Annotated in this window: 14 protein-coding genes; 10 read left to right on the top strand and 4 right to left on the bottom strand. The window is 63.8% G+C overall.

All coding sequences use genetic code 11. From position 1 onward, the window contains the following. Positions 1 to 104: 104 nt before the first annotated feature. Entirely contained in the window at positions 105 to 992 is an 888-nt protein-coding gene (locus tag BMZ97_RS23720; protein WP_092175613.1) for a LysR family transcriptional regulator, read from the bottom strand. 142 nt (positions 993 to 1,134) lie between these two features. Between BMZ97_RS23720 and BMZ97_RS23715 the strand changes: the two genes are divergently transcribed. The 7 genes from BMZ97_RS23715 (at position 1,135) to BMZ97_RS23685 (ending at position 8,791) form a co-directional block, all read left to right on the top strand. Beyond that, positions 1,135 to 1,473, top strand: a complete 339-nt coding sequence (locus BMZ97_RS23715; RefSeq protein WP_092175610.1) for an antibiotic biosynthesis monooxygenase — start codon at positions 1,135 to 1,137, stop codon at positions 1,471 to 1,473. Beyond that, a complete protein-coding gene (locus BMZ97_RS23710) occupies positions 1,470 to 2,465 on the top strand; it encodes an MFS transporter (RefSeq protein WP_244546570.1) in 996 nt (331 codons plus the stop codon). The genes BMZ97_RS23715 and BMZ97_RS23710 overlap by 4 nt, the downstream gene beginning before the upstream one ends. Before the next feature lie 398 nt (positions 2,466 to 2,863). Continuing rightward, complete coding sequence (locus BMZ97_RS23705; RefSeq protein ID WP_092175608.1) at positions 2,864 to 3,469, top strand: class I SAM-dependent methyltransferase; 606 nt, start codon at positions 2,864 to 2,866, stop codon at positions 3,467 to 3,469. Positions 3,470 to 3,664: 195 nt separating this feature from the next. Next, the gene (locus BMZ97_RS23700; RefSeq protein WP_092175605.1) at positions 3,665 to 4,339 is read left to right on the top strand and encodes a response regulator transcription factor; all 675 of its coding nucleotides are present in this window, start codon (positions 3,665 to 3,667) and stop codon (positions 4,337 to 4,339) included. Then, the gene (locus tag BMZ97_RS23695) at positions 4,336 to 5,706 is read left to right on the top strand and encodes a sensor histidine kinase (protein ID WP_092175602.1); all 1,371 of its coding nucleotides are present in this window, start codon (positions 4,336 to 4,338) and stop codon (positions 5,704 to 5,706) included. The genes BMZ97_RS23700 and BMZ97_RS23695 overlap by 4 nt, the downstream gene beginning before the upstream one ends. A 425-nt stretch (positions 5,707 to 6,131) precedes the next feature. Beyond that, on the top strand, positions 6,132 to 7,409 hold the full coding sequence (locus BMZ97_RS23690) for a patatin-like phospholipase family protein (RefSeq protein WP_175525701.1): 1,278 nt from the start codon (positions 6,132 to 6,134) through the stop codon (positions 7,407 to 7,409). 200 nt (positions 7,410 to 7,609) lie between these two features. Beyond that, entirely contained in the window at positions 7,610 to 8,791 is a 1,182-nt protein-coding gene (locus tag BMZ97_RS23685) for a Fic family protein (protein WP_092175597.1), read from the top strand. Positions 8,792 to 8,977: 186 nt separating this feature from the next. On the opposite strand, the gene BMZ97_RS23680 is transcribed toward BMZ97_RS23685, so the two are convergent. Further along, positions 8,978 to 9,631, bottom strand: coding sequence for a hydrolase (locus tag BMZ97_RS23680; protein ID WP_092175594.1), 654 nt, complete (start codon positions 9,629 to 9,631; stop codon positions 8,978 to 8,980). Between the two features lie 152 nt (positions 9,632 to 9,783). On the opposite strand from BMZ97_RS23680, the gene BMZ97_RS23675 reads away from it, so the two are divergent. The 3 genes from BMZ97_RS23675 (at position 9,784) to BMZ97_RS23665 (ending at position 12,388) form a co-directional block, all read left to right on the top strand. Then, the gene (locus tag BMZ97_RS23675; protein ID WP_092175591.1) at positions 9,784 to 10,677 is read left to right on the top strand and encodes a LysR family transcriptional regulator; all 894 of its coding nucleotides are present in this window, start codon (positions 9,784 to 9,786) and stop codon (positions 10,675 to 10,677) included. A gap of 194 nt (positions 10,678 to 10,871) precedes the next feature. Next, positions 10,872 to 11,264 carry a CopG family transcriptional regulator gene (locus BMZ97_RS23670; protein ID WP_244546569.1) on the top strand — a complete coding sequence of 131 codons (393 nt, stop codon included), beginning with the start codon at positions 10,872 to 10,874 and terminating at the stop codon, positions 11,262 to 11,264. Between the two features lie 17 nt (positions 11,265 to 11,281). After that, entirely contained in the window at positions 11,282 to 12,388 is a 1,107-nt protein-coding gene (locus BMZ97_RS23665) for an extracellular catalytic domain type 1 short-chain-length polyhydroxyalkanoate depolymerase (protein WP_175525700.1), read from the top strand. 225 nt (positions 12,389 to 12,613) lie between these two features. Here BMZ97_RS23665 and BMZ97_RS23660 read toward each other — a convergent pair whose 3' ends face one another. Continuing rightward, positions 12,614 to 13,189, bottom strand: coding sequence for an extensin-like domain-containing protein (locus tag BMZ97_RS23660; protein WP_175525699.1), 576 nt, complete (start codon positions 13,187 to 13,189; stop codon positions 12,614 to 12,616). Positions 13,190 to 13,421: 232 nt separating this feature from the next. Continuing rightward, a complete protein-coding gene (locus tag BMZ97_RS23655; RefSeq protein WP_244546568.1) occupies positions 13,422 to 14,384 on the bottom strand; it encodes a L,D-transpeptidase in 963 nt (320 codons plus the stop codon). Positions 14,385 to 14,431: the final 47 nt, after the last annotated feature.

Here is a 14,431-nt window from a genome sequence, read left to right as displayed (position 1 = left end):
GCATGACCCAGACAGATTCGATCACGGCCCGCTAACGTCGCCGCCGACTTCGGCTCAATCGCAACCGCGAGGGCGAGCCAGCTCTCAGCGGCTCAACGAGGCCCTTATTGCGGTTGCAGATGCTCGGCCATGAAGTCGACGAAGGCCCTCAGCCTGGGCGTGATCTGGCGGCTGGCCGGCCAGAGCAGATTGAACTGATCGGCCTGCATCACCCACTCCTCAAGGACTGAGACGAGACGGCCGTCGGCGATCTCGCGGCGGATCGCAAAGGGCGGCAGACAGGCAATTCCCAGCCCCGCGATCGCCAGCTCGATCAGCGGATCGACCGCCGTCGCGCTCATCCGCTCGGGCAGGACGATCTTCCCCTGCCCTTCCCCGGGAGCGAACGGCCAGGGTCGCAGCTTGCCGGTGCTCGGCGAACGCTGGTGAAGACACTGATGCCGGGTCAGGTCGTCAGGGGTGACCGGCACGCCGCATCTCGCCAGATAGTCGGGTGAGGCGACGATTTTCAGCCGAAACCGTCCGAGATTGCGGCTCATCAAGCGGCTGTCCGATGGCTGCCCGGTGCGAATGACCGCATCGAACCCTTCCTCCACGACATCCACCAGGCGATCCGTGAAATCCAGCTCGAGCTGGACCTCGGGCCAGGCGCGCATGAAATCAGCCATTACCGGTGTCAGCAGCATGCCGACCAGCGGCAGGCTCACGCGCAGCCGGCCCCTCGGCGTTCGATTGGATCGGGCAAGCTCGGCTTCGGCCGCCTCGACCTCCTCGAAGATGCGGCGGCAGCGTTCGAGGAACAGCCGTCCTTCTTCGGTCAAGGTCATATGGCGCGTGTTGCGATGGAACAGACGCACATCCAGCCGTTGTTCTAGCCGCACCACCGCCTTGCCGACCGCGGAGGCGGAGAGGCCGAGCTTGCGGCCGGCCGCAACGAAGCTGCCGGTTTCAGCCGATTGCACGAAGGCATCGAACGCAGTGAGCTTGTCCATGCCATTCATGCTAGCGGAATTATATTCCGCAGTCACAGGAACAACGGCCTGTTTTTCCGAAAGAAGCCACCCGCTACCCCTTGGCCCGCACCCCATTGGTCTTCCGCAACCCATGGGCCTTCCGCAAACCAAGGAGACGACCATGATCCCCGCCTTCACCGCCGAGCCCGCCCCGACGACCTTCATCGTCAACGTGATCCACGCTCACCCCGGCAAGCAGGAGGAAGCATTCCGGTTGATCCAGGATGTCGTCCACTATGTCGCCGGGCGGAAGCCGGGCTTTCTGTGGAGCAACCTCGCCAGGAGCACCGATGGGCTGACCGTCGTGAATATCGAGGCGATTTCCGATCCCGGCGATGTCGGGATCTTCTTTTCCGATCCGATCTTCCTCGAGAAGTTCCGCAAGCTCGACACCGTCTCGTCCAGCGAGTTTCACACCTACACCGTCGGCGATCTGGTGCTGCCGAAGGCCTCGGCGTGACGGCCCGCGTCGATCGGTTGCCGGTGGCGGGACTCTGCGCGCTTGCGGTGGCCGGCTTCGTCACGATCCTGACGGAGGCCTTGCCGGCCGGCCTGCTCCCGCAGATCGGAGCTTCGCTCGATGTGAGCGAGGCCATGGCCGGACAATGGGTCGGTCTCTATGCGCTGGGGTCGCTGCTCGCCGCGATCCCTTTGACGGCGGCGACGCGAAGCTGGCGCAGGCGACCGCTCCTGCTCGGCGCCATCATCGGTTTCGCCATAGCCAATCTGATCACGGCCCTGACGGCGAGCTTCATCGTCGCACTCGTGGCGCGTTTCGTCGCAGGTGTATCGGCGGGCCTGTTATGGGCGTTGCTGGCAGGTTACGCGGTTCGCATGGCGCCAGCAGGCCTCGCGGGTCGGGCCCTGGCCATCGCGATGGCCGGGACGCCCCTGGCTCTCTCCATCGGCATCCCGGCCGGCACGTTTCTGGGCATCTTCGCCGGTTGGCGACTGACATTCGGGCTGCTCACCGCCATCGCGCTGCTGCTGGTCGGCTGGATCATCGCGACAGTGCCGGACTTTGACGGCGAGACTGAAACGCGACGCCCCTCGCTGGCCCAGGTCTTTGCGATTCAGGGCGTACGGCCGGTGCTGACAGTGACGCTCTGCTTCGTGCTGGCCCATAATATCCTCTACACCTACATCACACCGCTGCTGACCCGCCACGGCATTGTCGGCCAGACCGACCGTGTCCTGCTGGTCTTCGGCGTGGCCGGTCTTGTCAGTATCGGCCTGACCGGCGCCCTGATCGACAAATGGCTGCGCCCGTTGACCCTCATCGGCATCGGCCTGTTCCTCGCAGCGGCGCTTCTGCTCGCGTGGATCGGCGCAGCGCCGGCGATCTATGGGGGGCTTTCATCTGGGGGCTGGGCTTCGGCGGGGCGGCAACGCTGTTTCAGACCGCATCGGCACGCGCCGCCGGGCCGGCTGCCGATGTGGCGCAGGCAATGATCGTCACCGCCTGGAATATCGCGATTGCCGGCGGGGCCATTCTGGGCGGCGTCATTGTCGGCACGGTAGGAGCAGGCGGATTGCCATGGGTCGGCAGCGCCCTGCTTGCCTGCGCCGCGGGATCGGCCCTTTGCATGGAGCGCCGCTCCAGCGGGCGAAACCCGGTCATGTCAGGTTAACGCCAGTGATCGGCTCCGCTTCGCGGCAGAGCCGACCATCCGCATGTCGAAAACCATGCGGGCCTGCCGCTAGAGCATTTCCGCGTTTCTTCGAATCGCAAAAACGCTCTAGCTCCTTGTTTTATCGCATTTTCTTCACGCGAACCGGTGTCCACTTCGCTCGAAAACGCTTCTATGACGGTCGTTCGAGCACCAGTTTAGGCTGACCACGAGGGGAGCATGACCGACCGCATCGAAGATACTGTGATCGCGGTTTACCAGCGCCATGGCTGCGCCTGGGCCAGGCTGCGCGGTGACCGCTTGGCGGAGGGCTCATGGCTCGATCGCTTCTGCGACCTACTTCCTGCCGGAGCTGGAGTGCTCGACATTGGCTGCGGCTCCGGCCTGCCGATTGCGCGCGAGCTGATCCGACGCGGCTTTGATGTGACGGGGCTGGACGCCACACCGGCGATGCTCGCTTTGTTTCAGCGCAACCTGCCGGGCACCCCGGCGCATCTGGCGGATATGCGCGACCTTGCCTTGGGCCGGCGTTTCGCAGGCTTGCTCGCCTGGGACAGCTTTTTTCACCTCTCGCCCAGTGATCAGCGCGCCATGTTCGCCCGTTTCCAGGCTCATGCCGCGCCGGGCGCCGTGCTGATGTTCACCAGCGGACCTGCCGAAGGTCAGGCGATCGGTGAATTGGAGGGCGACCCGCTCTACCACGGCAGCCTCGGCCCGGACGAATATCGCGCCTTGCTGGACGCCGCCCGCTTCGCGGTTGTCGATCACGCCGTGGAAGACCCGAGCTGCGATCGAACCGTCTGGCTGGCTCGCCAAAGCGGGTGATTAGATCGGCGGCTCCGTCATGCGACGGGGCGGAAAGCGCCCGGACTGCAGACCACCAGATAGCGAGCCTGTGGATCATGCCTCGTCCATTGCACGCTATCGATCGACTCAGACGAACAGTGATATGAGAGCGCCGACTTGGTCTCTTCCCTCAGCGGCGCAGCATCCAGCGCCAAGCTCGGATACGCATAAGCGATGCGAATTCTCCTCGTGGAAGATGAGCCGGAAATGGCGGCCGCGCTTTGCACGACCCTCAGTCAGCACGACATGGTCGTCGATCATGCCGCGACGCTGGCGGAAGGCGCGGAAGCGATCGAAACCCCGGTTCACAACGCGATCCTTCTCGACCGCCAGTTGCCGGATGGCGATGGCCTCACGCTGATCCCCAGGCTTCGCGCGAGAAAGCATCCCGCGCCGGTGATCGTCCTGACCGCACGCGGCGATGTCACGGATCGGGTCGCAGGTCTTGACCTCGGGGCCGATGATTACCTCGCCAAGCCCTTCGCGATCGACGAATTGCTGGCGCGGCTGCGTGCTGTGCTGCGCCGGCCAGCGGGGCTTGCGCCCGACATTCTACGGGCCGGCCGCCTGGAGTTCGACTGGCGCGACCGCTGCGCAAGCATCGATGGCGCGACGCTCGATTTGCCGCGCCGGGAACTTCTCGTGCTGGAGGCCCTGTTGCGTCGGCGCGGCCGCACGGTGCAGCGCGCTGCGCTGGAGGAGGCGGTTTACGGCTTCGACGACGAAATCCAGTCGAACGCGCTCGACATGCATGTGTCGCGCCTGCGCCGGAAACTGGCCGACGCTGGAGCAGGGCTGGAGATCCATGGCATTCGCGGCGTCGGCTATCTCCTGAAGCAGGCGATGTGACCAAATCCCCCGCCAAGGGCCACTCGCTCAAATGGCGCCTCGTCCGGCGCTTTCTCGCGTTGCAGGCCGCAATTCTCTCGCTTCTCGTCGTGCTCGTCATCGGCGCGCTCTATATGGGCGGCCATCTCTTCAACTTCGAATCCGAAGATGTGACCATCGAGGCGCTGAAGACAGCCGTTGAGCGCAAGGCCGATGGCGGGCTCATTTTGCGGACGACGCCTGCGCTGGAGACATTGCGCACGGAAGTTCCCGATCTCTGGTTCATCGTTCGCGATCGGCAGGGTCACACGCTGGTCGAAGGCATGCCGCCATCGCATTTCGCCCGCATCGGCGATGCGCTCGACGGCGTCGGCAATGCGCGGCTCGGCTGGAACCTGGGTGATCCGCCGCGCGCCAGCGCGCTGATCCGCTGGGTCAATGGCGCGGCTGGAGAGATCCAGATCGCCACCGGGCCAGGCGCGAATGCCCCGCTGAGCTGGCTCGTTAAGGCGGTGCTGATCGTCTTCATGAGCTTCGTTTTGCCGGCGCTCGTGATCATGGGGCTCGTGACCATCATCGCAACACCCATCGTCGTGCGCCGGGCTCTCGTCGGGCTCGGCGAGGTGGCGGATCAGGCCGAACAGATCGATATCGATCGGCAAGGTACACGGCTATCCACCGATTCCGTGCCGAGCGAGGTGAGCCCGCTCGTTGCAGCCGTCAATCGTGCCTTGCAGCGACTGGACGAGGGCCATGCCCGGCACAAGCGCTTTCTCGGCGATGCCGCCCATGAGCTTCGGACACCGATCGCCATCCTGCAGACGCGGCTCGAATCCCTGCCGGAATCGGCTCAGCGGGCCCGCCTTCTGGAGGATGTGGCGAGGCTTGCCGTGATGGCCGAGCAATTGCTCGACCTTCAACGGATCGAACACAATCCGGACGATTTCGCCAGGCTCGACCTCGTCGCAATGAGCCGGCGCGTCGCTGCCGATCTTGCGCCTCTGGCCATCGCTTCGGGCTATCACCTCGCATTCGAGGCAGAGGCCGAGCCTGTCGCCGCATGGGGCGACGAAGCCGCGCTTGAACGGGTCTTGGCCAATCTGGTTCAGAACGCCATCGAGCATGGCGGCCGTAGCGGTACGATCACCATCACCGTCGGACGAGAACGGACGATCGAAGTCGCCGACGAAGGGCCCGGCATACCGAGCGAGCAGCGCAGCCGCATTTTCGAGCCCTTTTTTCGGCTGGCACCGCGCGAGCGAGGCGCCGGCCTGGGGCTGCATCTCGTCGAAGCGATCATTCGGCTTCACGCGGGGGACGTGGTCGTTCTGGACTCATCGTCAACGGGTGCGCGTTTTCGCATCACTTTGCCCCCACCAGCAGCCTGACTTCGGATCTGCGGTTTTTTTGAAGCCTCCCCACGCCGCATAATGCTGGGATAATCGACGCAGCCGAGATGTGGCCCCCCGGCGAGCGTTACCTTTCACGAGGGACGATCTCGCCGCTGAGAAGGGCTCTCACGCGTCGAATGTCTATTGTCCCAAGAACAGCCGCTGCCGGAAATCGGCGCTACGCCAGAGCGACACGCCATCTCCTGAGAGACCGTTCGGAAACTCCGCGAGCCCTCATCCTGAGGAGCCATTTCCTCGGAAATAGCGTCTCGAAGGATGTTCCAAGAGTCTCCGGAACCATCTGGAGCATTCTTCGAGACACCGCTGCGCGGCTCCTCAGGATGAGGGCTGGAATTTCCAAACAGGCTCTGAAAGCTGCGGCGCTCATGCTGTGTGTTGCGGGATGCGCCGAGCCCGCCAATATGCCCTCGAATGCCGTGCTGACGCATATTGGCGTGCCCGCTGCGCCAATGACCCTGGCAAAACCCAGCGACACCGCAGTCATCCTCGCCTTTTCCGGTGGCGGGGCGCGCTCGGCTGCCTTTGGCTACGGTGTCTTGTCGGCGCTGGCCGAGCAGCGGTCTCCGGGTATGGCCACCCGCACTCTCGCAGATGATGTCGCCGTGGTGGCCGGCGTTTCCGGCGGGGGCGTTCTTGCCGCCCATTTCGCGCTCTACGGACCGACAGGGCTTTCCGGGTTCCGCCGCGATTTTCTCGATCAGGATCCGGAGGCGTCACTGCGCACCTCATACACGCCGGACAACCTGCTGCGAGCCTATCGCGGCGGCGTCAATGATCTATCCGGCTTCGCAGCCTGGCTCGATGACCGTCTCTATCACGGCGCGACCCTGCGCGATGTCGAGCGACGCGGGCGCTCACGGCTCGTTCTGCACGCGACGGACCTTTATAACCGCGCGCCCTTTTCCTTCGATCGCAAGAGCTTCCTCGCGATCTGCAGCGACTATGACAGCTTCTCCCTGGCCCATGCGGTCGCCGCTTCATCGGCTGTGCCAGTCGCATTCGCGCCCGTCGTCATGCGGAATTTCAACGACGCCTGCCCTGTCGCCGGACAAAGGACAAGCCCGACACGGCCGACTGTTCAGGCCTCGCTGTTCGAGAGGCATATCTCGGATTCGCAGGAGCGCTATGCCAGCGCAAGCGACCTGAACTATCTCAAATTGCTCGACGGCGGCCTCGTCGACAACCTCGCGACGAGCAATCTCGCCGGGCTGATGAAACAACCGGCGCCCGAGCCGCTCCAGCCTGCTACGGCGCGACAATTGCGGCGGGCGATCATTATCGTCGTCGACGCCTCGACGCGGGTCGGCGGCGACATGTCGAATGCCGCCGTGGGGCCCATGGCGACCGATACCGTCGTCGCTGCCGCCGACGCCATGATCGACAGTGCAAGTCGGATGAGTTTCGACGTGCTCGAACAGGAGGCGGCACGTTGGCGCGATCGGCTCACGCATTGGCGCTGCAACACGCGCTCACCACAGGCGGGATGCGACAAGCTCGAGGTCAAGGTGGTGCGGTTGTCGCTGGCTGATGTGCAGGAGGCCAACGAGAAGGCGCGCATCATGCAACTTCATTACAGGCTCAGCCTGAAACCCGACGATGTCGATTTCCTTGCCGGTCTCGGCCGGCGGCTCCTGCGTGGCAGCGCCGTGTATCAACGCTTCATCCGTTCGGCGTTTTGAAGCCTTCCTGGGGCGGCTGAATCAGAACGCGGCAATGATCACATCGGCGGCTCCGTCGTGCGACAGGCTGAAAGCTATCCGCGCGGAAGGTCACCGCCATGTTGGTGGGCCCCCTTATTTAAGGGCGCTTACCTTAGCTCAGCCCTTATTTAAGCCAAACGACAATTGCTTAAATAAGATCGCGACATCATAGTGGGCTCATGCACGAACCCGCGCCCAATCTCCGGCTAGGCCGCTTTGTCGAGACCCCTGTTGCGGGCGAGATGGTGCGCGCCTTCGTGCCGCCGCCCTTGCCGCCGGAGCCGTCGATCGACGTGCTTGCCCTGCTGGAACGCTTAAGTCTGGCGGAGCGAGCCTTGGGCCGTCTCGACGGCATCACCGTGCTGCTCCCGCGCCAGGAGCTGTTTCTTTACATGTATGTCAGGAAGGAAGCGGTCCTCTCCTCGCAGATCGAGGGCACGCAATCGACCCTTTCCGACCTGCTTCGCTTCGAGACGGAGGCGCAGGCCGGCCAACCGATCGACGACATCCGCGAAGTCTCGAACTATGTCGATGCCATGATGCATGGGCTGGAGCGGCTGGAAACCCTGCCGCTGTCGCTGCGCCTGATCCGCGAGATGCATGCGCGCCTCCTGCAAAGCGGGCGTGGCGGCACGAAGAGTCCCGGCGAATTTCGGCGCTCGCAGAACTGGATCGGCGGCACACGTCCCGGCAATGCGCTCTTCGTCCCGCCACCGCCGCCCGAGATGCATGATTGTCTGGATGCGCTTGAGCGCTTCATGCACGAGGAAGGGTCGCGACTGCCCGCCCTCATCAAGGCCGGCCTGCTGCACGTTCAGTTCGAGACCATTCACCCGTTTCTGGACGGCAATGGCAGGATCGGGCGTTTGCTGGTCACGTTGTATCTCTGCGTCAACGGCGTGCTGCGCAAACCGCTGCTCTATCTGAGCCTTTATCTCAAAACCCATCGCGCAGAGTATTACCGCCTGCTTCAGGACGTGCGCGCGCATGGTGTGTGGGAAGCCTGGCTCGATTTCTTTCTCACGGGCGTCGCAGATACCGCCAATCAAGCGTTCGACGCAGCCACCCGGATCGTCGCCTTGTTCAAGGAAGACCGCGAACGCATCACGCTGGAAAGCGATCGGGCTGGCTCGGCGCTGCGCATCCACGATCTGTTTCAACAGAATCCCTATCTGACGGCCAACCAGCTCGTTCAGCAAACGGGCCTCTCCGCCCCGACGGTCAATGCGGCGCTCGCCGATCTGGAGCGGCTCGGCATCGTCGAGGAGGTCACAGGTCGCAAACGGGGCCGCGTTTTCAGCTACCGGCGATATCTCGCAATCCTGAGCGAGGGCACCGACCCGCTCCCCATTGCGGTCTGACAGAAGGGATCGGCTCGGCGCCCTGTCATGCGACAGGCTGAAAGCTGCGGGAGCGCGGACCAATAGATCCGGCCGCTTGCATGACGGCGTGGACGGTCTTTCCATTGAGAGGGGATGAAGAGGCTCGATACGCCATCCGCCTTTTTCGCAACGCACGGCTCGCGAAGCTCCCCATCCCCGCTCAAATCAACCAGCGGTGCTCGGCACCGGCGTGTTAAGCAACTGCTGCTCCCACAGATATGCGATGCCGCTGCCAGCAGCGTGCTGCTTGAGCACCTCCGTCAGCTCGCCGGCGTGCTCGGTGCGCGCCCAGTCGCGCTGCCATTCTGCCGCCAGCGCAAGCCAGGTCATCATATTGGCGCCGGCCGCGATCATGCGCTGGATGGCGACTGCGTGGGCTTCGACCGAGGTGCCGCCAGAGGCGTCAGTGATGACGGTGACATCCCAGCCTTCGCCCAGCGCCTGGATCACCGGCATCGCGACGCAGATCTCGGTCCACAGGCCGGCGATGACGAGCTGCTTGCGGCCGGTCGCCTTGACCGCGTCCACAACCTTCCTGTCTTCCCAGGTGTTGATGAACGTCCGGTCGATGACCTCCTGGCCGGGAAACACATCGGTGATCTGAGGGAAGAGGAGACCGCCCCGCTCAGCGATCACGCTCGTCAGGATGGTGGGGACGCCGAAGGCCTTGGCGGCTTTCGCCAGCGCCGTCGCGTTGTTGACCACCGCATGCGGGTCGTGGCTGTTGAGGTTGGCAAGCTGATAGGGCTGGTGGTCGATCAGAACGAGTACCGAGTCTTCTGGACGAAGAAGCGAAGCAAGTCCGTTACGAAACGTCATTATTACATCCTTTTCCGCCGTTGTTCGCGGCATCGGTTTTGCGGGAGACATACGCCAGGGGCGACGTTGCCTGGGGTTAGTCTTGCCGTTCCCATTCGAGATGCGGTAGCGCCATTCTATGGCAAGCTGTGTCGCGGAAAGGGGAACGCTAAATGGATATCGAGGAGTTGCAGACCTTCGTAGAAGTGGCTGATGCTGGGGGCGTTTCGCCCGCTGCGCTCCGGCTCGGCGTCTCCAAGTCAATCGTCAGCCGGCGGCTCTTCCGGCTCGAAGCGGAACTTGGTGTCCAGCTTCTTGCGCGGACCACCCGGGGCGCCGCCCTCACGGAAGCGGGGGCCACGTTCCGAGATTATGCAGCGAGAATCTGCGCCGAGATCGACGTGGCCAGGGAAACGATCCTGCCCACCGGTGAGCTTCGCGGCCGCTTGCGAGTTGCCGTGCCGCTTTCTTTCGGCCAGACCCATTTCGCTCCCATCCTCGCGGAAATGGCGCGCCGCCACCCCCAGCTCCACATCCACACCTGCTACAGCGATCGCTTCGTCGATCTCATCGCCGAGGGTTATGATTGCGCGATACGGGTTGGCTATCTTCAGGATTCCAACTTGATCGCAAGACGCATCGGACCAATCCATGGGAAGTTCGTCGCGAGCCCGGACTACATCAAGGCGCATGGGTCGCCCGAGACGCCGGAGGAGCTCGTCGCCCATGAGGCTCTCATGCAGGGCACTGAAGCCTGGCAACTCATGGATGGCGACAAGGTCATCACGGTTCGCCCGCAGGGGCGCTTCAAGGCCGACAACGGCACCGCTCTGGTCGCCGCTGCGGCCGCAGGGCTCGGCATCGCTTACCTGCCGGATTGCCTGACCCACGGCTATATCGCGTCGGGTGCGCTCATGCCGGTCATGACGCGTCATCCACCGCCTCCGGCCGGTGCATATGTCGTCCGCCCGCCAGGCCAGCATCCCGCACGGAAGATACGGGTCCTCACCGAATTGCTGATTGAGTATTGCGAACCGAACCCGCACCTCGCGGGTGTCGACCGCTAAAGCGCGAACGGCGCTCTCCGCCCCCCGGCAATGTCGATAACACGCCTGACGTGATATCCTGGCTCTTACCCGGCGCGGCCCCTTTCCGGACATTCGCCCTGCCTATGGAAGAGTAGGTCGCGCGCGCCCTGCTCCCTTGATATCCGTGCACCAGCATCCATATACCATCCATATGGATGGTATATGGATGCAAGATGAAAACGCCGGATAGCGAAAAACTGACCCTGAATCTCGGCTTCGTGGACCTTGGCCGTATCGACCTCCTGGTCAGGGATGGCTTTTACTCGAACCGTTCGGATTTCATTCGCACGGCGATCCGTAACCAGCTTTCCACCCATGCCGACGTCGCGGAGAAAGCCACGACGCGGCTGGCTCTCGAACTTGGATTGCGGATTTTCACCCGGCAGGATCTGGAGGCGGCAGTCGCCGCCGGTGAACGACTCGAGATCCGGGTGCTAGGCTTGGCGATCATAGCCAACGACGTCTCGGCGAAGCTTGCAAGAGATGCCATCGCCTCCCTGACGGTTCTCGGCGCGCTGCATGCTGCTCCCGAGATCAAGGCCGCTTTGGCCGACCGCCTGACATGACACTAAGGATAGTCTCCATGAACCCACGCTTTCACGCCGCGATCGGCGAAGCCATGCGCCGCCTGCGAACGGCCGATGTGGCGGGTGCAACGGCTGCAGTACAACGCGCTCTCTCCGGTGAGGCCGCGCCCACGCGCCGACCAGCCGAGGAGGGCAAGGCAAATGCGGTCGGGTTCAACGCCCCTCTCCCGCGCCGGCTTGGTGAGGTCCTGCGCATGCTTCGCAACGAGCGGGGTCAGTTCGAGCAAGCCGCAGGGGAGACCAGGCGCGCTCCTGACGCCTCAGACGACAATGAGCGCTTTTGCCAGCGCAGCTTTCACGCTGCGGCGGGATCGGTGACCTACAAACTTTACAGGCCAGCCGACCATGCCGAGCGGGAGCTGGCGCTGGTCATGATGCTGCATGGCTGCACGCAGGACCCGGACGATTTTGCGCGAGGAACGCGGATGAACGCGCTTGCCGACGAATTCGGCCTGATCGTCGCCTATCCCCACCAACCGCGATCGGCCAATGCGCAAGGCTGTTGGCATTGGTTCGAGACACGTCATCAGAAGCGTGGTTCAGGCGAGCCTGCGGTGCTGGCGGGTCTGGCTCAGGAATTGGCCACGGACTTCAAGATCGATCGAAAGCGCATTTTCGTTGCAGGCTTGTCGGCGGGCGCAGCCATGGCGGATGTGCTGTCGGCGACCTATCCTGACGTCTTTGCTGCAGCGGGCATCCATTCCGGCCTGCCGCATGGCGCAGCCTCCGACGTCATGTCGGCATTCGCTGCCATGAAGGGCACCTCTAAAGGGGGCCATCAGACGCAAGAAACGGATGGCAGAAAGATCATCTTCCACGGCGACGCCGATGTCACGGTCAACCCGTCAAATGGCAAGATGGTGTTCGACCGAGCGCAGTCTCGCCACGGCAAGCTGCCGGAGGTTAAGACCGATGGCATGGTCAACGGCAGGCGCGTCACCCGGATGGTGCGCGGCCCGGCAATCGGTCCCGCGACCGCCGAGTATTGGATCGTTCATGGCAGCGGCCACGCTTGGTCGGGCGGTGACAACGGGGGAAGCTTTGCAGACGCAACAGGCCCCGATGCCTCGCGTGAGATGATCCGATTTTTCCTCCAAAGTTGAGGAGAGACCGGGGGGAGGCACAGGGCGGGCGGAGCGCGTCTCAAGGGCTGATCCGAACCGATGTCGCATATCGGACCTGTCCCGCCGAGGGGATGAAGGTCGCGCGCCGGCCCGAGCATCACCAGTTGCATCGGCCCTATCGCGAGTGCTGCCCTGCGTTATCCAATCCTCACAGACCGAGGCGGCTTGCGCAAAGCGGCGAGCAAGCTGGTCAGACGCGCTCGCTTACTCGACCGTCCATTGGCAGATCCGAAAGTCGCGCGAGCGCTTGCGCATGTCGAGGTGGAGGTGATCTTTATGGGCGCTGTCGGATCCCGGCCCGAGCACGGTCATAAATCTTGCGCAGGCGCTCTTGCTGATCGCGCCGCGCATCGACAGCGTCGCCGCGTCACGGCCAGCCAGCGGGATGATGTGCCCGTCCTGCATTTTCAACGCGCTGACATCCAGCGCGTTGCCGCTGGCATGCTCGCTGATCAGAGCGCCCGCGACACCGTTGCGGGGACGACAGGCATGTCCGCCGACCCCGGCCAGAGTGGCGAGCTTGGCGTTCTCGCCTGCGACCAGCTCCGAGAGGTCGTCGCGAATCCATGCCAGGACTTCGAGCCCAAACGAGCAGCGGACCGTGATCGCGCTGTCCAGTTCGACCTTGGATCCGTCCGGCCTATCGATACGCTCGAACGTGACCGGATCCTCAATACCGCAGTCGCCCGTGCTGCTGGCTGGTGCCGGAGGGAGTGCAACGCCACCGCGCTCCTTGAACGTCTCGACGCAGGCTGATGGGCCCGGTGGTTTCTCCGGCATCTGCGCCTGCGAAGGAGAGGAGGCGGTCGTCGCCGTAGGATCAGCTACGAACTCGGCCGGGCGCCGTGGCGGCAGGGGCATGATTATCAAGGTTTGCGGCGGGCGCACTGATCGTTTCACCCCAACGGCACGAGCCGGAGCGGCCGGCGCAGACAAGGCCGGTACAAGACTCACGAGCAATGCGACCGAGATTGCGACGGCTTGCCAATACCGGCTGGGGAGACGCACGCACTCAGTCCACGAAGCGCACGGGCACACCCGGCTTCACCAGGTCGGCGAGTTCCTCCGCATCCCAGTTCGTCAGCCTCACGCAGCCATGCGACGTCGTCTTGCTGACCTGCGAGGGTTCAGGGGTGCCGTGGATTCCGTAAGTCGGCTTGGACAGCGCAATCCAGATCGTGCCGACCGGGCCATTGGGGCCGGGTGGGAGCACGAGGACCTCGGTGTTCTTGCCCTGCTGGAAGTTCTTTCCGGGGTCGTAGGTGTAGTTCGGATTCCTCGCCACCCTCTCGACCGTGTATTCGCCTGTAGGAGACGGGGTGTTCTCGCTGCCGATGGTGGCCGGATAGCTCGCCAGAACCTTGTCATCCGCGGCGAAGACGACAACCATCCCGGTGCTCTTGATCGCGTCGACCCGCCGGGCGCTGCCCTTCTCGAGCGAGCGTTCGGCCCAGACCACGAAGAGACTCGCGCCTGCCGCCGAGAAATCCGCGCCGGGATTGAGCGCCCTCAATAGCTTCTCGCTCATGTGGAAGCGCTCTCCCAGCATCTCCTCAGGGCTGGTGTAGGAGAGGCGCTTCATCTTGGCCTGCTTGGCATAGTCGCGCGGTATCGCGTCGGCGAAGTCGTACGCTATGTCCTTTGCCGAGAGCTTGTATTCGGACACGACATCGTTGGCGCTGTCACCCCCAAGGCCGAGCCAGGTGAACTCATCGATCTCATCGCCGCCGCCAAGGTTCGCCTGACGTCGGAACTGCGCGACGGCCTTGCGAAAGTTCTCACCGCCGCCACCGTCGATGACGCCTGGCGACACGCTGCGACGACTGAGCAGCACCTGGGCCTTGACGATAAACGGATCCGGACCGGCTCCCGACTGGCGCTGCCGGTCGGAGAACGTCACCTGGTTAATCTGATCGGCAGTGAGTGCGAGAACTGCGTTTGTTCCCAGACCCAGAACCACCGCCAGCATCGCCATGCCTAGATTAGCGGTTCTCATAGAAACCCCCTTGAGCCAACGACCTC

It is taken from the genome of Allobosea sp. OK403, assembly GCF_900113835.1.
In the GTDB taxonomy this organism is placed as follows: Bacteria; Pseudomonadota; Alphaproteobacteria; order Rhizobiales; family Beijerinckiaceae; genus Allobosea.
Note: the sequence above shows the minus strand (reverse complement) of the source record. Positions and strands in the feature narration are given on the sequence as shown.